The 21,697-nt window shown below is 46.6% G+C and carries 18 protein-coding genes; 7 read left to right on the top strand and 11 right to left on the bottom strand.

The genetic code is table 11. The features are described 5' to 3' along the window. Positions 1-151 precede the first annotated feature (151 nt). The 5 genes from ACO0K1_RS02200 to ACO0K1_RS02180 all read right to left on the bottom strand — a co-directional run bounded on the left by ACO0K1_RS02200 (position 152) and on the right by ACO0K1_RS02180 (position 4,979). Positions 152-586, bottom strand: coding sequence for an NUDIX domain-containing protein (locus ACO0K1_RS02200; protein ID WP_423022237.1), 435 nt, complete (start codon positions 584-586; stop codon positions 152-154). Then, positions 579-1,457 carry an ATP-binding protein gene (locus tag ACO0K1_RS02195; RefSeq protein ID WP_423022235.1) on the bottom strand — a complete coding sequence of 293 codons (879 nt, stop codon included), beginning with the start codon at positions 1,455-1,457 and terminating at the stop codon, positions 579-581. Before ACO0K1_RS02195 ends, ACO0K1_RS02200 begins: the two co-directional genes overlap by 8 nt. A 35-nt stretch (positions 1,458-1,492) precedes the next feature. Continuing rightward, a complete protein-coding gene (gene argJ / locus ACO0K1_RS02190; protein WP_423022233.1) occupies positions 1,493-2,731 on the bottom strand; it encodes a bifunctional glutamate N-acetyltransferase/amino-acid acetyltransferase ArgJ in 1,239 nt (412 codons plus the stop codon). A gap of 224 nt (positions 2,732-2,955) precedes the next feature. After that, a complete protein-coding gene (locus ACO0K1_RS02185; protein ID WP_423022231.1) occupies positions 2,956-4,242 on the bottom strand; it encodes an HAD family hydrolase in 1,287 nt (428 codons plus the stop codon). 245 nt (positions 4,243-4,487) lie between these two features. Beyond that, positions 4,488-4,979 (bottom strand): YqaA family protein, encoded by a 492-nt coding sequence (locus tag ACO0K1_RS02180; RefSeq protein WP_423022229.1) that lies wholly within the window; start codon positions 4,977-4,979, stop codon positions 4,488-4,490. A gap of 275 nt (positions 4,980-5,254) precedes the next feature. Here ACO0K1_RS02180 and ilvA point away from each other — a divergent pair, with 275 nt between their 5' ends. From ilvA to rapZ, 7 genes are all read left to right on the top strand, one after another. Continuing rightward, positions 5,255-6,790, top strand: coding sequence for a threonine ammonia-lyase, biosynthetic (ilvA, locus tag ACO0K1_RS02175; protein WP_423022227.1), 1,536 nt, complete (start codon positions 5,255-5,257; stop codon positions 6,788-6,790). Between the two features lie 28 nt (positions 6,791-6,818). After that, complete coding sequence (gene queF / locus ACO0K1_RS02170; protein ID WP_423022225.1) at positions 6,819-7,667, top strand: NADPH-dependent 7-cyano-7-deazaguanine reductase QueF; 849 nt, start codon at positions 6,819-6,821, stop codon at positions 7,665-7,667. Between the two features lie 61 nt (positions 7,668-7,728). Next, entirely contained in the window at positions 7,729-8,409 is a 681-nt protein-coding gene (locus tag ACO0K1_RS02165; protein ID WP_423022223.1) for a hypothetical protein, read from the top strand. Between the two features lie 195 nt (positions 8,410-8,604). Beyond that, positions 8,605-11,280 carry an EAL domain-containing protein gene (locus ACO0K1_RS02160; protein WP_423022221.1) on the top strand — a complete coding sequence of 892 codons (2,676 nt, stop codon included), beginning with the start codon at positions 8,605-8,607 and terminating at the stop codon, positions 11,278-11,280. A gap of 98 nt (positions 11,281-11,378) precedes the next feature. Then, the gene (locus tag ACO0K1_RS02155; protein ID WP_423022219.1) at positions 11,379-11,852 is read left to right on the top strand and encodes a PTS sugar transporter subunit IIA; all 474 of its coding nucleotides are present in this window, start codon (positions 11,379-11,381) and stop codon (positions 11,850-11,852) included. A gap of 39 nt (positions 11,853-11,891) precedes the next feature. After that, the gene (hprK, locus tag ACO0K1_RS02150) at positions 11,892-12,833 is read left to right on the top strand and encodes an HPr(Ser) kinase/phosphatase (protein ID WP_423022217.1); all 942 of its coding nucleotides are present in this window, start codon (positions 11,892-11,894) and stop codon (positions 12,831-12,833) included. 1 nt (position 12,834) lies between these two features. After that, a complete protein-coding gene (gene rapZ, locus ACO0K1_RS02145) occupies positions 12,835-13,695 on the top strand; it encodes an RNase adapter RapZ (RefSeq protein ID WP_423022215.1) in 861 nt (286 codons plus the stop codon). 107 nt (positions 13,696-13,802) lie between these two features. On the opposite strand, the gene ACO0K1_RS02140 is transcribed toward rapZ, so the two are convergent. The 6 genes from ACO0K1_RS02140 to mutM all read right to left on the bottom strand — a co-directional run bounded on the left by ACO0K1_RS02140 (position 13,803) and on the right by mutM (position 21,472). Beyond that, the gene (locus ACO0K1_RS02140) at positions 13,803-14,966 is read right to left on the bottom strand and encodes an ABC transporter permease (RefSeq protein WP_423022213.1); all 1,164 of its coding nucleotides are present in this window, start codon (positions 14,964-14,966) and stop codon (positions 13,803-13,805) included. Further along, the gene (locus ACO0K1_RS02135; protein WP_423022211.1) at positions 14,963-15,796 is read right to left on the bottom strand and encodes an ATP-binding cassette domain-containing protein; all 834 of its coding nucleotides are present in this window, start codon (positions 15,794-15,796) and stop codon (positions 14,963-14,965) included. The genes ACO0K1_RS02140 and ACO0K1_RS02135 overlap by 4 nt, the downstream gene beginning before the upstream one ends. Next, a complete protein-coding gene (locus ACO0K1_RS02130; RefSeq protein WP_423022209.1) occupies positions 15,793-17,226 on the bottom strand; it encodes an alpha/beta hydrolase in 1,434 nt (477 codons plus the stop codon). The genes ACO0K1_RS02135 and ACO0K1_RS02130 overlap by 4 nt, the downstream gene beginning before the upstream one ends. 232 nt (positions 17,227-17,458) lie before the next feature. Then, positions 17,459-18,607, bottom strand: a complete 1,149-nt coding sequence (gene mutY, locus ACO0K1_RS02125) for an A/G-specific adenine glycosylase (RefSeq protein WP_423022207.1) — start codon at positions 18,605-18,607, stop codon at positions 17,459-17,461. 5 nt (positions 18,608-18,612) lie between these two features. Continuing rightward, positions 18,613-20,550 (bottom strand): dynamin family protein, encoded by a 1,938-nt coding sequence (locus ACO0K1_RS02120; RefSeq protein ID WP_423022205.1) that lies wholly within the window; start codon positions 20,548-20,550, stop codon positions 18,613-18,615. Between the two features lie 100 nt (positions 20,551-20,650). After that, entirely contained in the window at positions 20,651-21,472 is an 822-nt protein-coding gene (gene mutM / locus ACO0K1_RS02115; protein ID WP_423022203.1) for a bifunctional DNA-formamidopyrimidine glycosylase/DNA-(apurinic or apyrimidinic site) lyase, read from the bottom strand. Between the last annotated feature and the right edge of the window lie 225 nt (positions 21,473-21,697).

The following is a 21,697-nucleotide window of genomic DNA, read 5'->3' as shown; positions in this document are numbered from 1 at the left end:
GCTTTAAACGGGGCGGCTGCAGTCCACCAAGTTTGGGCAAAATCTGTACATTATTGGTACTTTAATCTGTACTTTATACAAAAAGCGCTACGTCGCAATCACCGATTTTCGCCGATTGTCGCCGATTGTCGCCGATTTTCGCCCCAAAACGTTAAGCAAGCACGGTACCGACGTCGCGTTGCAACAAACCCAGCCACTCCAATAAAGGAATCGTCGCTGGTAACAAGGGCGAGACTCCCACCTCACCTTGCCACGCAAATGCTTGCCCTTCCAGGCTTTGTGGTTCACCCTGCCATTCACGACTAATGTAGAAGTGCAAGCGCACATGCGCGTGTGGATAGACATGCTCAACGCCGCACCATGGTTCCGCGCTCAGAATTCGGATGCCGAGTTCTTCAACAAATTCTCGTTTCAAAGCGTCCAAAATTGCTTCGCCAGATTCAACTTTACCGCCAGGAAATTCCCAATAACCTTCATAAGGTTTGCCTGAAGGGCGCTGACCAAGTAAAACATCGCCATTGGGCTTCATCAAAATACCAACCGCGACGTCTACTGGCTTGATCTCTTTTGCTGCAATTTCATGCATGGGTTTGATCCATCAATTTACCGGCATAGTCTCGCGCAAACTGCCATGCTACACGTCCTGAACGTGAGCCCCTTTGTAGTGCCCAACGCAAGGCATCTCCACGTGCAGCAGAAATTTGTTCTTCAGTGCAAGAAAAACTACGCAGCCAGTGCGCCACGATATCCAGATAGTCATCTTGCTTGAATGGATAGAACGAAACCCACAAACCAAAACGTTCAGACAGAGAAATTTTTTCTTCCACTGTTTCGCCGGGATGTAAATCTCCATCATCCGCGTGATGATAACTGGCATTGTCTGACATTTTTTCAGGCATTAAATGTCGGCGATTGGAAGTGGCGTAGATCAGCACATTTTCTGATTGTGCAGCAATACTGCCATCGAGCGCGACTTTTAAAGCCTTGTAGCCAGCTTCACCTTCTTCAAAGGACAGATCATCACAAAAAATAATGAAGCGTTCGGGTCGCTCGGCGATTAAATCAACGATATCTGGCAGGTCTGCCAGATCCGCCTTATCGACTTCGATTAAACGTAAGCCCTGCCCTGAAAATTGATTCAGGCAGGCTTTTATCAATGACGATTTACCGGTACCGCGGGCGCCGGTCAGCAAAACATTATTAGCTGGTTTTCCATGGACAAATTGCAGCGTATTTTGTTCTATTTGCTTTTTTTGTTGACTAATATTGTGTAAGTCGTCAAGTCCAATTACAGCAGCATGACGGACCGCCTGCAAATAACCTTGACCACCGCGCTTGCGCCAACGAAATGCATGACCCAAATGCCAATCAGGCGCTGAAATAGAACCTGGCAACAATGCTTCCAAGCGATTTAACACGTGCTCGGCACGTTCTAAAAAATGATCAAGCTGGGTCATAGCAATGGTTATGGCAATGGTTATGGTAATGGTGATTACGAGCGGTAATCAGCATTAATCGACACATAATCATGCGATAAATCGCACGTCCAGACTGTTGTCTCAGCATCGCCGCGACCCAACTTAACGCGGATCGTGATTTCACTTTGCTTCATCACACGCTGTCCGTCTTCTTCTCGATAATCAGGATTACGGCCACCGTTTTTAGCGACCAACACGTCATCCAGATACAAGTCTAATTTGCTGACATCAAGATCACCAACCCCTGCGTAACCAATTGCCGCCAGAATACGACCTAAGTTTGGATCAGAAGCAAAAAATGCTGTTTTAACTAATGGCGAATGAGCGATGGAATACGCAATTTTGCGACACTCTTCCAGATCCCGCCCTTGTTCTACTGCGATAGAGATAAACTTGGTGGCACCTTCGCCATCACGAATAATCATGTGCGCCAATTTCTGCGACAAATCGATCACTGCTTTGGACAGAATTGCATATTCGGGGGTATCAATATCGTTCACTTCAAGGCTTCCGGCGCCGGTAGCGATCAGGATAAACGAATCATTGGTCGAGGTGTCACCATCAATCGTGATGCAGTTAAACGATTTATCTGCCGCTTGCTTAATCAGGTGATCTAAAACTGGTTGCGCCACTTTGGCATCCAAAGCGAGATAACCTAACATCGTCGCCATGTTTGGCTTAATCATGCCAGCACCTTTACTGATGCCAGTCATGGTGACAGTATGTTCTCCAACTTGCACGGTTGCAGATGCAGCCTTTGGTTGGGTATCTGTCGTCATGATGGATTCAGCCGCCAGGAACCAATTGTCCTCTTTCAGATTGGCAATTGCTTGTGGCAGACCAGCGATCAAACGATCTACCGGCAAAGGTTCCAAAATGACGCCTGTAGAAAATGGCAATATCTGCGCCGCTTCGCAACCAAGTAAATCCGCTAAGGCAGCACACGTTGCATTTGCTGCCGCCAGACCTGCATCACCCGTCCCAGCATTAGCATTACCCGTATTAACAACCACGGCACGAATCGGACCCGATGTGATATGCAGGCCTTCCAGATGGGCTTTACACACCTGTACTGGTGCGGCACAAAAGCGGTTAGTGGTAAATACGCCAGCCACTGTCGCCGTAGGCGCTAACTCCATGACCAAAACATCTTTACGATTCGCTTTACGAATACCTGCCTCGGCGTGTCCGAGACGAATACCCGCCACTGGTTTTAAGTCAGCAGCGACAGGGAGTGGGGAATTGACGGCCATAGTAACTTCCTTGCGTTGAAATCAAGCCGCCATTGTAGGACATTTTTGTTGCGGCACGACTAAGCAATCCATGAATTTTCTTAATGCAATGACGTCTTGATCTTTAAAAAATAAACAATTTTTATCGGATTAGCGCTTAATAAAAAACACCAAATCCGATCAGATCAGATTAGATCAGACATCATTGCACCAGAATTTTCTCGAATCGAAATGACCTGGCTGGTTTAGCCAACTAAGGACGGTGTGTTTTTACCGTATTTTAAGGTTGTTTCTACTGGCAACCAATTGCCTGTTGACTCTTGGCGACCTTGCAACGCAAAGCGTGGATGCGCTTCTTTGATGCTGTCTGCTGCCAATTTCGACAGTTCACCGATCTTGCCTTTTTTCAGACGATTTACAATCAGACCAAGTTCTGTGTCTTGGAAATCCCGCAACATGTCGTAATCGCCATCGCTATCACCAGCAACGAACACAGGACCGTAGCCTTTGCTAGCAACCAACTCACGCTTGATAACGGCAGACTTACCTGGACCCCAATTTAATGGCCAATCTTTGCGATAAGCATTTTTCAATACGTCGCCGTCTTGTTCCAAACGCAAACCAAGGACATTTTCACGTGGTACATGGTAACCGTACTTAGGATTGGACGCGAATACGCCGACGACGTGCTCTAAGGATGCGGTACTGACATAGACATCAAAGCCATTTTGACGGAAAGTATCCATCAAAGTTGCCACTTCTGTGCACAAACGGATGCCATGAAAATGGGCAGTCGTCACCACACCAGCTTTACCCGGCAATGAGGCTGGGCTGGTATATTTAACTTTCGACAGCCCCATACCCAAATTAATATCATTTGACGCTTCGGCCAGTTGAGCCACTTCGCCGACGGTCATGTTGGCAAAGAAGTAGATCACCCATGGATAACCAACATTAACGCCATGCGTATCATTGACTGCTTCATACATGAAATACAATTTAGAACGGAAATCCTGGAATTGCGGTGTTTCAGTAATTTGCGCCAGACTCATGCTACCGGCTAAACCTTTGTAATTCGCATGCAAGAAAGCGTAATCGCTATCCAGATCGGCACACAAGCTATTCAGATCAACGATCGTGCCTGCGGCGTTTTTGTAGTCTGCTGAGAAGTTACCAGCAGGAACATTTTGACGAATAATCGCAGCGAATTCAGCGGGTGTCAGTTTGAATGCCAGATTATTGATTTGATACATCAATAAAGCTTCTTCGCAGTCATTCATGATGCTGGTGTTATCCCAGTCAAACACCGCATATGGCTTACGTTTAGCGGAATATGTTTTGCTGGCGATACCGTGTTTAGCGATCAATGCGGCAACCAGATCGTGGTTACGTGGAGACCATTTCGCATTATCCAACGTGACTGTCTTAACATCAGTTGGCTTGGCCATCGCTGATGATGTCAACGTTACACCGGCAGCAGTAGCGATCATGCTTTGAATAAAACCACGACGTGGAGTTTTTGCTTGTTGCATGTCCTTAATCCTCAAAAATGAAATGGAATGAAAACGTCAGATCCAGACGACTTATCCGAGCCATTGAATAATGCTTTATTCGACATTTGATTATTTAATTCGTCTGGCGCTCCGTCAGCTCAAAAATTGGAGGCTGACAGCGGGTCGAAAAATTATAAAGAAGGATTAAGACATCTTGACTACAAGAATTTCATTTTTGACATCAATGGGCAAATTCATGCAAATTCATGCAAATTCATGTCAATTTATGCCAATAAGTCAGCCACTCTGTGCCAAAACCCATCAGGGACCCGGAGCAAAAGATAAGTCATGGTGATATAGCGTAAAAATTTACCAATCGCCATGTACGCAACACTGGGCCAAAACGGCAGCCGTAGCCAACCCGCCAACGTACAAATAGGGTCGCCAATGATCGGTAGCCAGCCTAACAACATGGTTTTGGCGCCAAAATGCTTTAGCCAGGAAAACCAAAAACTCTCGCGCTCCCGATTAAACGCCTGCTTTGCGGCGTAGCCCATCGCATAGTCAACGACGCCGCCGAGCGTATTGCCTATCGTCGCGACAATCAGCACTGACCAGAATAAACCGGGATTAGCTTTTATGACCGCAAAAACGGCAGGTTCTGAGCCAAGAGGGATAAGTGTTGCCGATATAAAACTAATTAGAAAAACGGATATTAAACCGACTTCTGGCACCGCTAAAACGGTGAATAACCAATGGATTGCAGCTTCTATCATGTATTACTAATCTATGCGTAAAGGGCATCCATTATAATAGGCTGCCGATGTTCCACGAAATTAGTGATGAACTTACTAATAAACAATGGTCGTTAATGAATGTAAAGTTAATCTATCAATTAACTGAAGGAGCATGAGTACAAGCCAAAGTGATGGCAAAATCATTACTTTGGTCGACGAGATCGTGTTATCACGCTGTGATTGTTTGCTGTAAAACTGTAAAAAAATCTCAACTATTAAATCTCAACTATTATTTCATCTCACTTATAAAGCTTATGAGCACCGATTATCTGAAAAAGATCCTGACCGCGCGCGTCTATGACGTAGCAACTGAAACTCCGCTGGAATTTGCCGCCAGCCTGTCAGCCCGCATGGATAATCGAATTATGTACAAGCGTGAAGACATGCAAAGTGTGTTCAGCTTTAAAATACGTGGTGCCTACAATAAAATCGCTCATCTGACACCAGCGCAATTAAAGCGCGGCGTCATTTGTGCGTCGGCGGGCAATCACGCGCAAGGCGTGGCATTAAGTGCAAAAAAGGTGGGTTGCAAAGCCGTGATCGTGATGCCTACCACGACGCCACCTGTCAAAATTGACGCGGTTCGTGCGCACGGTGGCGACCGCGTTGAAGTCGTTTTGTTTGGCGACTCCTACACGGATGCTTACAATCACGCTCTGGATTTAGAAAAAAAACGCAAACTCACCTTCGTCCATCCGTTTGACGATCCTGATGTGATCGCTGGCCAAGGTACCGTCGGCATGGAAATTTTGCGTCAACATGCTGAGCCTATCCATGCGATTTTTGTCGCTATCGGTGGCGGTGGCTTGATCGCTGGCGTCTCTGCTTATGTCAAAGCAATACGACCAGATATTAAAATCATTGGTGTGCAAACGACTGACTCCGATGCGATGGCGCGCAGTCTTAAAGCCGGTAAAAGAGTAACCCTCAACGACGTCGGTTTGTTTTCTGACGGCACTGCGGTCAAACTCGTCGGCGAAGAAACCTTCCGCCTGGCAAAATTATATGTTGACGACATCATTACCGTTGATACGGATGCGGTATGTGCTGCCATTAAAGATGTGTTTCAGGATACCCGTAGTATCTTAGAACCAGCGGGAGCATTGGCTGTCGCTGGTTGCAAAGCCTATATTGAGCAAGCCAAAGCGAACAAAAAGCCGCTCAAAAACGAAACCATGGTGACCATCGCTTGTGGTGCAAATATGAACTTTGATCGCTTGCGTTTTGTCGCTGAACGCGCCGAAGTGGGTGAAGCACGTGAGGCCGTTTTTGCCGTGACAATACCTGAAGAACGCGGCAGTTTCCGCCGCTTCTGCGAATTGGTCGGCGCGCGCAATGTCACTGAATTTAACTACCGTATCAGCGACGAAAAAGCGGCGCACATTTTTGTTGGTATCCAAGTCAACGACAAATTGGAATCAAGCAAAATCGCCAAAAACTTCGAGAAACACGGCTTTCCGACACTCGATTTGACCCACGATGAATTAGCCAAGTTGCATATCCGTCACCTGGTCGGTGGCAAGAGCAGGTTAGCTGAAAACGAATTGCTGTATCGTTTTGAATTTCCTGAGCGTCCAGGCGCATTGATGCGCTTCCTTAATAGCATGGCACCGAACTGGAATATCAGTTTGTTCCACTACCGCAATCATGGCGCAGATTATGGTCGCACGCTGGTTGGCCTACAGGTTCCAAAAAAGGAAATGAAAGCGTTCCGCGATTTCTTATCCACGCTCGGCTATCGTTACTGGGACGAAAGTAAGAATCCCGTTTACCAATTATTTTTAGGCTAAATTTAAAAGCCACTACTAAAGAATTTCAATGACAGACACTATTTCTACCAATTCACCTGAACAATCTTTACTCGGTAAAGTGGCCACATATAAAGCTGAATATGACGCCACTTTGCTGTTCCCGATTCCCCGTGCGGATAAACGTGCGGAAATCGGCGTAGGTGCGAGCTTGCCATTTTTTGGTGTTGATATTTGGAATGCCTATGAAGTATCGTGGTTAAATCTGCGCGGCAAGCCGCAGATCGCCATTGCGACGATCACAGTGCCCGCTGAATCGGCCAATATTATCGAATCAAAATCATTCAAACTCTATTTGAATAGTTTCAATCAAACTCGCTTAGCCAGCCCGGAAGCGTTGACTGAATTGCTCAAAAAAGATTTGTCCGCAGCTGTAGGCGCCTCGGTGCATGTGAGCCTGTGTTTGGCGGAAAATTTTGGTAATTTGAAGATGCGTGAATTAGAAGGTCGTTTGCTCGATCGGCTTGATATTGACGTCGATTCTTATACGCCCAATCCAGCATTATTACGGGCGAATCACGATGAAGCGCCGGTGGAAGAAACCTTGCTGTCGCATTTATTAAAGTCAAATTGTCTGGTGACAGGACAACCAGATTGGGGAAGTGTACAAATTCGCTACGTTGGGTCACAAATTGATCAAGAAAGTTTGTTACGCTATCTGATCGGTTTTCGAAATCACAACGAATTCCACGAACAATGTGTAGAACGGATTTTCGTTGATATCATGCAATACTGCAAACCGCAAAAACTCGCTGTATATGCACGTTATACCCGCCGCGGCGGGCTTGACATCAATCCGTGGCGCAGTAATTTTTCTACCGGTCAAGGCGCTGACAACAGCAGAAATGCACGTCAGTAACTTGTAACCTCTGGGCCTTTTCACTTTTATTTTTTGTCCACTATTTATTTCAATTACTATCATGAACGTTCGAACGCCATCTTTAGGCAGATTTTTTAATATTTCCGTCTTACTTTTAAGCATTCTCAGTACCAATGCTGTGATTGCACAAACAGCACCAAGCGTCGTTGTCGATAGTACTGCGGCATCAGCAAGTGCAAAAACCGCTGAGGCACAAGTAACAGGAGCGCCATTGGCACAAGCTGGCAGCGAGCAACCTGGTTGGTATGAACGCGCAAAACGCAAAATGACAAAAATCCTGGATGAGGGCGATATGTCGCTTAATTTATCCGGTTTAGCACATCATGGACGCAATACCTATACAGCTGAACGGATCGCCGAGCTCAATGAAAATGCCTGGGGTCTGGGCTTTACTAAAGCAATTCGCGATGAAAAAGATAACGAAGAACTCGCTTACGCCATGGTAATTTCAGATTCCCATTACAAACCGCAACCGATGGCAGGTTATGCCTATCAATGGATGAAACCCATCGCTGGCAATATTGAAGTTGGCGGCGGTTACACTTATTCGCTCATTAGCCGTACTGATTATTTCAAAGGTTTCCCCTTCCCTATCGTCCTGCCCGTCGCTTCAATAGGAACCAAAAATACGAAGTTAATGGCATCGTATGTTCCACGCTTATCAAAAAACAAAGGTAACGGTGACGTCCTTTTGTTATTTGTTCGCATCGATTTGAATTAAATTTTGACGAAACAAACTTCTATCGCATTTGCCTACCTTACAATCAGTTAATGTCAATTGATATCAATTTAACATGAATGTAAATTAAGTGTTGACGAACATGTGCGTTTTTTGCCATGATTGCCGTCCGGAAAAATAATTTCTGGACGGCAAAAAGATCGTAGATAAATAACATTTATTTTTTAGATTGTTTTCGTGATATCACCCATTACTTTACTGAGTAGCAGTGTCCGTGAACCAGCAATAAACGATGGCTGGCACGCAAGCTTACTAGATCATCTTCCAGACGCGCTTTACGTTTTAATCGACAATTGTATTGCGTATGCCAATCCGGCCGGCTTACATCTAATGAAAGCCACCAGCTTGCGTCAGTTGCTTGGACTGAAACCGGACGCTTTTCTCGTTGCACGTCATCACGAAGTCGTCAAACAACTTCTAGAAAATTCTGACCCAAACAAACCATCGAATCAATTGCAATTTCAATGCATCCGTCTTGATGGTTTATCGATTGATATCGAAGTTCACAGCAAAGCATTTAAGCATCACACAGAGTCCGCCATATTATTGAGTGTGCGTGAAGCGCCTGCACCATCTCATCGCTCGGCGCAAATCATTCAAATGCCAGAACTTGATGCCACAAAAATTAAGGCAAATCGCATCAACGAGGCATTGCATCACGAGAAAGAAATTCTCGAAATGATTGCCCTAGACAAGCCCTTGTCACATATTCTGGAAGATGTCTGTGATCGCATGGAACATTTGCTTGCCAATGGTTCTATGTGTGCAATCAGTTTGTTTGACCAAAGTTCCCACGTTTTAAATTTCGGTGCCGGTCCTTCTTTGCCAACTGAATTTACATCTCAATTGCGGAACATTCCTGTCGGCATCAACACTTGTACAGGGGCAGCGGCTATTCATTACAACCGCCTCACCATTGTACAAAACATTGAGTTGAGCCCCTTATGGGAAAAGTTTAAAGACAGCGCGCTAGAACATGGCTTACGTTCATGCTGGTCAGTGCCAATTACCACCGCTTTTAATAGCGTGTTAGGTACGATCGATGTCTACGCCAAAGAGACGCATAGTCCGACCGAAGAAGAGCATGCAATGATTGTCGACGCGTGTGAACTTATTGGTTTGGCGATCGATAAGAAAAACATGGAACAAAGTCTGGAGGAAAGCGAAGAACGCTATCGCTCTGTGGTGACAAATCTATCTGAAGGCATTATGGTGATCGCCCCCGGAGGGCGAATCGTCACGAGCAATCCCAGTGCTTTACGGATTTTAAAAATTGATGATGTCGATAATGTCGGACGCAGACACCGATATTTCAAACGTATATTTAACGAAAGCGGTCGCACGGTAAACCTCGGTGAAGACCCTGCATCACGGGTCTTCAAAACGGGCACACCTGTTTTGAATTTATCAACGGGCGTAGAACTCAGCGATGGGTCAGTTGTCTGGTTGCTGGTCAATTGTTTGCCGATTTTCAAGAAAAGTAATTCTTCCATTTCTGCTGTCTTGATTTCGTTTACCGATACGACCGAAGTACGTGAAACTCAGCGGCAACTCAACTTTATGGCATCTTACGATGCCTTGACTGGATTACCAAACCGACATCAGCTCAACCTCAGATTAACCAAGGCCTTAGCGCACGCACAAAAGCATCAACAGCGCGTTGCGTTATTATTCCTTGATCTCGATCGTTTTAAAAACGTGAACGATACCGCAGGTCACGCTGCGGGTGACAAATTGCTTCGCGATGTTTCAAAGCGACTGAGCGCCTGCATAAGATCAACCGACCTGCTTGCGCGTCTGGGGGGCGACGAGTTTGTGATCATCGCTGAAAACATTTCTGATGCGCAATACTTACGAGACCTGGGCGAACGGGTTTTAGTGCAGATGCGCGATCCCTTTGCGATCGAAGGGAACGAATATCACCTCGGCACCTCCATCGGCATCAGTGTCTTCCCGCATGATGGCGACGATGCGGCAACGCTGATGCGTTGCGCTGATTCCGCGATGTACCACGCAAAAGAGTCAGGACGGAATAACTATCAATTCTTCACGACCGAGTTAAACGTCCGCGCACAACATCGTTATGCGCTCGAAACCAACTTACGGCGCGCACTGACTGAACAAGAATTTCTGGTCTATTATCAACCTAAAATTTCTCTGCAAACTTCACGTATTGTCGGCGCTGAAGCGCTGATCCGTTGGCAAATGCCTGGCGTCGGATTGATCCCACCAAATGAGTTCATCCCAATCTCGGAAGAAATCGGCTTAATCCTGCCTTTAGGTCGCTGGGTATTAGAACAAGTTTGTCGCCAAACGAGCATCTGGCGCAAAGGCTTGGCGCCGGATATCGTCGTCAGTGTGAACATTTCACCCAAGCAATTTCAAGATCCAAGCTTGAGCAAATTTATCGAGCGCACCTTGCAAGAAAGCAATTTGCCACCGTCGGCGCTGCAATTAGAAATCACTGAAGGTTTATTGATGGGTGAAATAGACTTATTGTTACCTGTCTTCGATGCCATCAAGCGACTCGGGGTCAGCATTTCACTTGACGATTTTGGGACGGGCTTTTCTTCGTTATCGTATTTGCAGCGGTTTCCTATCGACAACTTAAAGATTGATCGGTCATTTATTCATAAAATTCCAGACAATCAAGATTCAGTGGTGCTCACGCACGCAATTATAGCGATGGCAAACGCACTGGGCATGAGCGTTACCGCAGAAGGCGTCGAAAATGCGGAACAAATGTTCTTTTTAACGGATTCAGGTTGTCAAGAGATGCAAGGTTTCTATTTTAGTCAACCCCTTCCGTTGGACCAATTTGAGAAGCTACTTCAGAACAACAGGCAGCAGTAAGAGCATGTTTATTTAAACAAGTTAATAAAAAGAAGCCTATAATTTGGTTCACTCAGATCAGCACATGACATTTTATTGCTGTAACCAGATCTTGCACCATGACCAATATTGCAAAAATTCTTCCTTTAGCCAATGTCCTCCTGGATTTGGAAATTTCCAGTAAAAAACGTGCTTTTGAACAGGCTGGCCTGCTGTTTGAAAATAATTGCAGCATCGCCCGCTCTACGGTTTCCGACAATCTATTTGCCCGTGAACGTTTAGGTTCCACAGGCTTAGGTCATGGTGTTGCTGTGCCGCATGGACGAATCAAAGGGCTGAAAGCGCCGATTGCCGCGCTTGTCAGGCTAAAAGAAGCCATTCCCTTTGAATCACCAGATGCGCAACCAGTGAATTTATTGATTTTTCTACTGATGCCGGACAATGTCACGCAGCAGCATCTTGAGATATTATCTGAAATTGCTGAAATGCTTTCCAACGAAAATTTCCGCAACGAACTCAATTCTGAACCGAGCCCCACTGCCATTTACGAGAAAATTCTCGCCTGGCGCCCGGATTTATCAGCAACAACCTGATCAACATACTCGCTGTCCCGGGATTTTTACTTTATCGCCATGCCCTTATTCACTGAATTAACGATACAAAAAATCTACGATGACAATCGTGACATCATGCAACTGGGATGGTTTGCCGGTTTTTCAGGTGCTGACAAGCAAATCACCGGCGATGCGGCATCTTCCGCTGATCAGGTAGGTCATTTAAACCTGATCCACCCCGGGCGCATACAAGTGTTAGGACATCAAGAGCTCGCCTATTACAACCGCTTGTCGAATGCCTCGCGCGCCAATTTGATTCGTGAATTGGTTGCTGGAGGTCCACCTGCGCTGATCGTAGCGCAAGGGCTGGAATCACCACCCCCATTCCTGACAACCTGCGACGATAATAATATCCCCTTATTTTCGACCCCTTATCCTTCCGCGCAAGTCATCGATTACCTGCGCGTTTATTTGTCCAAAAAACTCGCACAAAGTATCACCATGCATGGCGTGTTTATGGATGTTTTAGGGGTCGGTGTTTTAATTACGGGCGAGTCTGGGTTAGGGAAAAGTGAGTTGGGTCTGGAACTCATTTCACGTAGTCATGGGTTGGTCGCAGATGATGCGGTGGAATTTTCACGGATCGCACCAAACATGATAGAAGGCCGCTGCCCTGAGTTATTGCAAAATTTATTGGAAGTGCGTGGACTAGGTTTGCTCGATATTAAAACCATTTTCGGTGAAACCGCAGTCCGTCGCAAAATGCGTCTGAAATTGATCGTACATTTGGTTCGTCGCAGCACACTCGAAGAAAATTACGAGCGCTTGCCGATCGATTCACAAACCGAAGATGTGCTTGGATTGCCGATTCGCAAAGTGGTTATCCCCGTGGCTGCAGGTCGCAACATTGCGGTGTTGCTGGAGGCTGCGGTACGTAATACGATATTGCAATTGCGTGGCATCAACACTCTCGAAGATTTCATGGAAAGACAGCGCCGCGCAATGGAGGCTGGCGACTAATATGCAAATATTACTCATCTCCGGGATCTCTGGCTCTGGCAAATCTGTCGCACTGAATGTTTTGGAAGATGCTGGCTATTATTGCGTCGACAATCTGCCGCCAAGTCTTTTGCCTGACCTCATCAAAACACTAACGCAAGAAGATCATACCAACACAGCTATCGCCATCGACTCACGTAGCGCGCATCTGCTGACAAACTTGCCGCAGACATTGCAGGTTCTGCGCGATCAGGGACATGATGTCAGGGTCTTATTTTTAACTGCCAGTACCGATTCACTGGTTGCCCGTTTCTCAGAAACGCGCCGTAGCCATCCGCTATCTCATCGTCTGGCGATGGAACTCGCTTCCAATGTGGATCTGAGTTTGACTGAATGTATCGAAGAAGAACGTGAGATTTTGGCAGGCATACAAAACTTAGCGCACGTCATTGATACAACCGATTTACGGGCGAATCAATTGCGCTCCTGGGTAAAAGCGGTGGTACAAATTCAACGCTCACCGTTGACGCTGATGTTCGAATCCTTTGCATTCAAACGTGGGGTGCCATTAGATGCTGATGTGGTGTTTGACGTACGCATGATCCCAAATCCGCATTACGATCCGTTGCTGCGCCCACTCACCGGACGTGACCAGCCAGTGATGCGTTTTCTGGACAACCAGGAAATGGCGCAAGAAATGTACAACGATATCCGGACTTTTATAAGCAAATGGCTGCCTGCATTTAAACAAGATAATCGCAGCTACGTCACTGTTGCAATTGGCTGTACCGGTGGGCAACACAGGTCAGTCTATATGGTAGAAAAACTCACCAAATACTTTCAACAAACGGAACAGGTTTTAATTAGACATCGACGGCTGTAAATAAATTTTAAAATATACTCCAGCCCAGTATTAAAAATACCCCATTTATTGTCAATGATAAATGGGGCATTTTTACAATGAAACAGGGGGAGTATCTATAAAATAGTTTAATTCATCACGACTTTACGCATTTTTTGTGCAATGTAAGCAAGGCTCACTCCAGTGATGCCGACACAAACTAACAAGGCTATTGTTACCGCCAGCGTATTCAAGCTCTCACCTTTCAAGACCTGATTCATCATCTGATTTTGTGCCAGCACCGGTATCCACTGAAACCACGCTGGCTCGCGTCCGGGAAACATGATCGGTATTAATGAGACAAAAGGAATGAACATCGACACGATTTGATTTCTGACCTGAGCTTCTTTATAACTTTTACAGTCCAAAGCCACCGCAATCTGCATCGCAGCCACACTCGCTGCAAGCGGAAGCAATACCACTAAAAACCCACATGCGTCTTTGAGACTGAACTGAAATTCAGCACGTAAAGTATCATTTCTAATCATCCATTGCGACGGGAAAAAACTCGCAATCGTTAAAATTGCCACCCCCATACCAACCAAAGCGACAGCACTCCACTTGCCGACTGCCAATTGCCAACCACTGACAGGATTCATCATCAATGGCTCCAACGAGCCACGCTCCCGTTCGCCGGCTGTTGTGTCTATCGCTGAGTACATGCCACCGATCACGATCGCCATCAACACCATCATCGGCAGCATTTCAGTCACGGAGGTCTTTCGCTCTTCCGGCTTTTGCAGATAATGCTCCTTGACCTCAACGAGTTGCAAAAGTTCGGCTGAAATTCCGCGCATCGTCAATCCCATCAATGTCAGTTCCTGGGTATAACTATCAAGCAAGCGCCGCAACGGACGCACACCAAATTCAGCAGTACGGTTAGAAGTATCGTAAGCAATTTCCAGATTTACTTTGATGCCACTACCCAATTTGTTTTCAAAATCTGGCGGAACGATCAGCACAGGTTGATCAATTTCCTTACTCCGTGACTTGGCCTCATAATCAACTGGCGCTGTCTTAATTTGATAACCTTGACGCAAAATAAAATTTTCTAACTGCGGTGCATATTGCATACCGACCGCTAACACGACGCGCTTTTCTTCCTGCGATTCGACTTGTGATAAAACGGTAGAAAATATAAGTAATAACAATGGAACACCAAGGAGCGAACTAAATAATGCCGTCATCAAAGTGCGCCGATCACGGAGCGCGTCCTTTAATTCTTTCCAGATAATAGCGAACAACACATTCATGACCGTCCCCCTTGCGATGGCTTCTGCTGTTCTAAAAATGCTAATTGCACGAAAGCATCTTCAAAATTCGATTCATGGGCTTGCTGCATCAATTCATCCACCGTTCCGCGTGCGACATTGCGACCTTGTGCGACGATCACCACGTCGTCACATAAACGTTCAACTTCTTGCATGATATGCGTAGAAAAAATGATGCATTTAGCACCGCCCTCAGGAGAGCGTAGACAACGCAAAAATTCACGTAAGGCGCGGGTTGCCACCACATCCAGTCCGTTGGTAGGTTCATCCAATATAATGTTTTTGGGATCATGTACTAGGGCCCGCGCTAACGCCGTCTTCATACGTTCACCCTGACTAAAACCATCTGTCCGACGATCCAGTAAATGCCGCATATCCAGCGAATCCGCCAATTGCTGCGTGCGCTGCGCGGTCTTCTCTGGCGTCAAGCCATGTAAGACACCGTAGTAATGAATATTTTCTCTGGCCGTCAGACGCGGATAGAGACCGCGTGCATCCGACAACACGCCCATATGAGATTGCGTTGAGGACTCGCCAGCGCGTACCTCGACGCCGTCCACCATGACATTACCAGAATCCGCCTGCAACAACGCTGCGACCATTCGTAAGGTGGTCGTCTTGCCCGCACCGTTCGCGCCAAGCAGACCGGTAATCTGACCATCACTGGCAGTAAAACTAACGCCGTTCACTGCTTGCACCACTTGCTCGGTCTTTTTCCCCACGCCAAGTAAGCGCACTATGTCGCTAACGCTCTTCAGACCAGGTTTATCGTGACGAACAAATTTTTTATGCAAATCATTCACAATAATCATGGCCGTTGCTCCTGTGTTTCGCGCAATGGCTGCCACGCTAAGGGGCGTGGAATTGACCGCACACAACTACTATCCACATGCAAAGCGTCTTGATCTTGCTTCGCATTCAAAAAACGATACACCACATCGCGAACACATCCTTGTGACAGCAAACCGTGGCCGGCATTATTGAGTGTCACGTGCACTGCATTTGAACCTAGCGCCTTGGCGACTGCAGCACCATGCCTGATCGGCGTGACAGGATCAATACCGCCACTCAGCAGCAATACGGGTGATTGCGCAACAGGGAGTGTAAAAAATCCATCCGGAATTTTCGCGCGTGGCCAATTTTTACAGGTACGTTCATACATACGGTTCATCAACTGTTCAAACTCATCTTTGGCGGCGGGCAATGGTCGCGCGAACGCCTCAGAACACCAGACTGAAAAATGCATCCCATAGTTAATGCTTCCAGCGCCGGGCAAATTGGTGGCACCACTCAGCGTGATGAGCGGTTGATAATTCCCGCGCTCTGCTTGCGTAATCACGTACGGTAACGCCCCCGTGTTTGACGCAGAATACAAAGTTTTATGCACCAAACTCAACAATAAATCGCGACGTAGTTCAAAATTTAACGGTGTTCCCAAACGTGGATGGGTAACACTGATTCGCTTGGGCATACTCGCCAACAACTGTTGCCAGCGAGCAGCCAATTGAGGATAACTGGCATTGCATGCCGCTTCTTGCACACAACTCCCAAAGACACCGTCCAACGCAGCTTGCGCATCACCGGCTGGCAAACTCATATCCGGCGGTACCACGCCATCGAGCACAAGTCGTTTCACTGATCGCGGAAATTGACGCAAATATTCGAGACCAACGCGCGTGCCATAAGAAGCCCCAACCAGATTGATTTTATCGTAGCCCTGCTGCACCCTGACGGCGTCAAGATCCTGCACCGCAATGCTGGTGCTAAAAAAACGTAAATCACCGTACGGCAGAGTCTTTAAACGCGCCAGGCACGCATCGGTCTTCTTTAACATCTGCTCTTCATTATCGACATCTGCTGCGTTCTCTACTTCGGGACACGCTAGCGATGCGCTTCGCCCTGTTCCGCGCTGATCAACAAAGACAATATCGCGGCGTTTATTCAAGCGACTCAGTACAGCCTGACCAAAACTGGCTACATTGATTGCACTTTGGCCCGGACCACCGGCCAGCAAAAATAGGGCGTCTTGTAATTTATTTTTATCTTGCGACGGCAAAATTACATAGTGAATATCGATTTTTTTCCCGGCTGGTTCGTCTGGATTCAGCGGGCGTTGGATTTTTCCACATCGAAGTTCCTGTGGGAAATCTGGCAAGCGGCATGGCGTAACTTCAGCTTGCGCAGCGACACATAAAAGCAACCCACACACCGCGAATAAACTCTGAAAAACGGGTCTCAACAAAGTATTCCCCTGATGAAAAAATGACAGGAATACAGTGTAAATCGAAGTGCGATTAAATTGTCAGGATGTGTACAAAATCTTTTTCTGCATCGGCAAAATCGAGCCAATGCAATTCACACAAGCATCGTATTTGTGTCGATCTGGCGAGTTACCCGCCCGACAAAATTCGAGCCATTTTGTACTGCTATACAGGGGGATAGCACTCGGTGGCGCACCACGAAAAAAATCTGAACTAGATGAGTATGGATGATTGTTCAGGCAGCGATAGCAATAATGTTTTAATCGGTGCTGGCAAAGCCGCATCACGCATTGCCGACAAGTTCATCCATACAAATTTATCCTCAGCAACCTCGTTATGTCGCTTCAAAAGTTCGGCCACAACCGGCTGTATATGTAACTTGAAATGGGTAAAACCATGTTCAATAGTCGGCAGCGTCCGGGTGGTAACCGCCACGCCAAATTTTTCCAGCATCTTATGCAATGCTTGCTCGTTCACAGATGCTAGCGTCGCGTCTTTTCCCAAATCTATCATGCCATCAAGTTCTGGCAGTGATAACAAGCCGCCCCAAATGCCGCTATCTGGCCGACGTTCTAATAGTACCTGCCCCTCATGCAGCACTACGAGCATCACCGCTTGTTTTTCTTTGGGTTGCTTTTTGGGCTTACGAGTCGGTAACTCTGCTGTGCGATTTTCAGCAAAAGCAACGCAACGCGTTTGCAAAGGGCAGCGTGGGCAAGCCGGACTGCTACGCGTGCACAAAGTTGCGCCTAAATCCATCAATCCTTGCGTATAGGCTTCAATCCCATTGTCTGGCAATAAAGCCATCGCTCGCAACCATAAATGATCCTCGATAGGCTTACTTCCCGGGTAGCCAGAGATGCCAAACACACGCGCAAAAACGCGCTTCACATTGCCATCTAAAATCGCGGCGGTTGTGCCATAAGAAAACGCAGTAATCGCGGCTGCAGTCGAACGGCCAATGCCAGGTAATTGTTCCAACAAGGCCGGATCGGCAGGAAAATTTCCATGATATTTTTCAACGACTTGCTTCGCGCATTGATGCAGATTGCGTGCGCGCGTGTAATACCCAAGACCACTCCAATGGGCCATGACAGATTCAGCAGAAGCAGTAGCCAAATCAAAGACCGTAGGAAAGCTTTGCAGAAATTTTTCGTAGTACGGAATGACGGCAGTCACCTGAGTTTGTTGCAACATGATCTCGGACAACCAGACGCGATAAGCTTCACGGCTTTGTTGCCATGGCAACAGATGACGGCCATGCTGTTTTTGCCATTCAATGACGGCGCGTGAAAAACTGGGATCGACGAATTCTGGATGAATAAAATTGGCGGCCGCAGCCGCCGGAATACTTCTTTTCATGTTGTTTACGCCGCTACTCTGAGGGTAGATAATTCAGCGGATAAAGCAGCTTTTAGCTTTGTTTCCAGCATACCTAAAGACGCTTTTTGTTCGTCAACTTCGCTTTGCAATTGCTCGAACGATTCAATTTTATCTTCCAGACTATCGGTCGCCATATGAATGCGCTGGATGGACTGCATGCGATTTTTCAATTGCGCTTTATGTTCGCGGATCTGCGCTTCCAAGGGTGCCATCACTACTTTTTGCCAGGCTTCGACATCCTTGTTTGCCTGCAAAAAATTTTGCTTTACCCGCGCCGCAACGGAATCAAAAAATTTATGAACAAGAGCAACGCGCGTGTTAGTCAACATCGTGGTGGCATTGAACTGTTTCTGATACACGATTTCAATGGCTTCTAGTTCTTTGATGTATTTATCCAACGAAAATGGCATCGGCGCGGTGAGTGCTAATCCATGTTCCGTTGAAAATTTACGGTACATGACCGTCATCATTTCTGAGATTTCGTCCGTTTTTTGATTTGATACGATCAAATTTAATTTAACCTGGGCAAAAAATTGTTTGATTGCATCGCGCAGCCCCACCGACAAATAACTTTTCTCCATCGCATCGCGGGTTCTGTGAATTTCTTCGCGCAAAATATCCATGCCAAGGCTGGTATAGACCTCCGTCGACAAACGGGTAAATACCGCCCGCGTACCTTGCATCCGTATCAGACTGGCATCAAAATCTTTTTTCTCGGCATCGACACGTTTCATCATGTGTTCGATGACATTCATATTTTTGCCGCGCAAACTCTTAAGCTCCAACATTTGCTCTACGACGCTTCGACCGCGCGAAGAAACAATCGACTGCTGGCCATTCGTAATCTCATTGATTTCCGCAACCATTTGCGAACGGATAATGCTCTGCTTTGCGGGAATTAATTCTTTCGACAGCGCGTACTCCAACGCTGGCAAGCGACTCTTAGCTAGCAGAGGCGCATCTTTGTTGATCTTCGCAACCAGCCCTTTTTGCGCAGAGACCGGAAATATTTGCTTCTCTTGCAGCGCCAGCGTATGCGCAACGGTATTCACCTGACGTACTAGCTGCTGTTCAATTTCTGCTGGCGTACGGAGTTCATCCCACATGCTATCGATTTTATTTAACACCACCATACGGCCCGGGCCACCGCCAATATGATTGCGCCAGACATCAATATCGCTCTTTGTCACGCCGGTATCGGCGGCCAAAATAAACAAGACGGCATGCGCGTTAGGAATCAAATTCAGTGTTAATTCGGGCTCAGTTCCGATCGCGTTTAAGCCAGGCGTATCGACAATGATCAAACCTTCTTTTAATAGCGGATGCGGGAAATTCACAATCGCATGACGCCATCTTGAAATTTCAACTAAGCCATTTTCATCGACTTCAAGTGCGGCATCTGGATCTTCTTCGTCAAACAGTCCATAAGACTTTGCCACCGCGATACTGACTTTCTTCGTCAAACTAACTTGTTTAAACGCTTCCAGCATGCCGTCGCCGGAATTGATGTTTAATGGTAAAACCGTCCAGACATGGCTTTGCCCTTTATATTCGCTCGTCGACTGTGTTTCTGCGCGAGTTTCGATGGGTAATAGGCGAATACAAGGAGGAATAGTGTCGTCGTACAATAATTCGGTAGGGCACATCGTCGTGCGTCCTGCCGACGATGGCAAAATCCGCTGGCCATAATCAGCAAAGAAAATCGCGTTGATTAATTCTGATTTACCGCGAGAGAATTCCGCAACAAAGGCGATCGATAGTTTATCGTCGACTAAACGCTCCATTAACCGCGCCAAACGCTGGTCAACTGCAGGATCCGCCATATCCGATTCACTAATCCAGGCACGATACTGCTCAAGCGCCCGGGTGACACCCTTACGCCACTCGCTGTACTCTTGGAATTTCTGAACCAGATTGCTCATGTTTCTCTCAGTTAATTTTTATACGTTTAAGTATATATGCTCGCGTGGAAAAATACGCGCAAAACGCCATTTCTGAAGGTTTTCAGACAACAAATTCGGTCTATTTCTGACAAAATACACAATAAAAGCTACTTCTTTGGCCTTGGATAATTTGTCTGATTGGCTTGGCGCATATTCTGCATGGTTCACCTGCGCGATTATAGACAAAATAGTTTTGCTGGAAATACCCGCTCTGACCATTCACGTTGAGAAAGTCTTTTAGGGTACTCCCTCCCTGTTCAATCGCCGCAGCGAGGGTCTCCCGAATCGCCTCTGCTAATAAGCCATATCGCGCCCGACTGATACGTTTTGCCTGCGTCTTGGGATTGATTCTGGCTTTAAACAGGCTTTCGGACGCGTAAATATTCCCGACGCCGACCACCACATCGCCGGCGAGCAACACTTGCTTTATCGGGGCGCTACGGGTTCGTGTTTCGGCAAACAACAATTCAGCGCTAAAGCCGCCTTCTAAAGGCTCAACTCCTAGTTGCCGTAGCATCACATGTTGGCCAAGATCGCCATCCTCAACGGCATGCCATAACACAGCGCCAAAGCGACGCGGGTCGGTCATTCTCAGGCATTGGTCACCCAATACGATATCAATATGATCGTGTTTTTCGGCGGGTGTAAGCCTTGGTAACACGCGCAAATGCCCAGACATACCCAGGTGAATCAATACGGTGCCATATGAAAAATGGAGTAATAGATATTTGCCACGCCGCCCGGTGGAAAGCACCTTCTGCCCACGCAACAGGGCCGGTAAATGAAAGGGAAATGGCCAGCGCAAACCTTCGCGACGCAAAATAACGTCCGTCACAATTCGCCCCTTTAAATGTGGATCAACCCCACGGCGTGTCACTTCTACTTCTGGCAATTCTGGCATGGTCAGGAACTTTAAAAAAAAATGCTGCTCTAAAATGCTGATTCAAATACGATGATAAATTTTGCGAAATGATTGAAGTAGTAATAAATTAGTAAATACTGAATAGTAACTAGTAGTAATAACTAGTAACTATTAAGTAGTGTTGAAATTCGCAAATTTTTTTGTTCATAGGAGCAATCAGATCATCCTGGCCCTACTCTACACATATTTCCGTATCAATTTTGA

The organism is Undibacterium sp. SXout20W, from assembly GCF_049340285.1.
Classification (GTDB): Bacteria; Pseudomonadota; Gammaproteobacteria; order Burkholderiales; family Burkholderiaceae_D; genus Undibacterium.
Note: the sequence above shows the minus strand (reverse complement) of the source record. Positions and strands in the feature narration are given on the sequence as shown.

Bases quoted from the DNA above. Each gene is read 5' to 3' on its own strand.
- ilvA (WP_423022227.1), top strand. From the start codon at position 5,255: ATGAGCACCGATTATCTGAAAAAGATCCTGACCGCGCGCGTCTATGAC.
- rapZ (WP_423022215.1), top strand. From the start codon at position 12,835: ATGCAAATATTACTCATCTCCGGGATCTCTGGCTCTGGCAAATCTGTC.
- argJ (WP_423022233.1), bottom strand. From the start codon at position 2,731: ATGGCCGTCAATTCCCCACTCCCTGTCGCTGCTGACTTAAAACCAGTG.
- ACO0K1_RS02200 (WP_423022237.1), bottom strand. From the start codon at position 586: ATGCATGAAATTGCAGCAAAAGAGATCAAGCCAGTAGACGTCGCGGTT.
- mutY (WP_423022207.1), bottom strand. From the start codon at position 18,607: ATGAAAAGAAGTATTCCGGCGGCTGCGGCCGCCAATTTTATTCATCCA.
- ACO0K1_RS02140 (WP_423022213.1), bottom strand. From the start codon at position 14,966: ATGAATGTGTTGTTCGCTATTATCTGGAAAGAATTAAAGGACGCGCTC.
- ACO0K1_RS02155 (WP_423022219.1), top strand. From the start codon at position 11,379: ATGACCAATATTGCAAAAATTCTTCCTTTAGCCAATGTCCTCCTGGAT.
- queF (WP_423022225.1), top strand. From the start codon at position 6,819: ATGACAGACACTATTTCTACCAATTCACCTGAACAATCTTTACTCGGT.
- ACO0K1_RS02120 (WP_423022205.1), bottom strand. From the start codon at position 20,550: ATGAGCAATCTGGTTCAGAAATTCCAAGAGTACAGCGAGTGGCGTAAG.
- ACO0K1_RS02135 (WP_423022211.1), bottom strand. From the start codon at position 15,796: ATGATTATTGTGAATGATTTGCATAAAAAATTTGTTCGTCACGATAAA.
- ACO0K1_RS02185 (WP_423022231.1), bottom strand. From the start codon at position 4,242: ATGCAACAAGCAAAAACTCCACGTCGTGGTTTTATTCAAAGCATGATC.
- ACO0K1_RS02165 (WP_423022223.1), top strand. From the start codon at position 7,729: ATGAACGTTCGAACGCCATCTTTAGGCAGATTTTTTAATATTTCCGTC.
- hprK (WP_423022217.1), top strand. From the start codon at position 11,892: ATGCCCTTATTCACTGAATTAACGATACAAAAAATCTACGATGACAAT.
- mutM (WP_423022203.1), bottom strand. From the start codon at position 21,472: ATGCCAGAATTGCCAGAAGTAGAAGTGACACGCCGTGGGGTTGATCCA.
- ACO0K1_RS02195 (WP_423022235.1), bottom strand. From the start codon at position 1,457: ATGACCCAGCTTGATCATTTTTTAGAACGTGCCGAGCACGTGTTAAAT.
- ACO0K1_RS02180 (WP_423022229.1), bottom strand. From the start codon at position 4,979: ATGATAGAAGCTGCAATCCATTGGTTATTCACCGTTTTAGCGGTGCCA.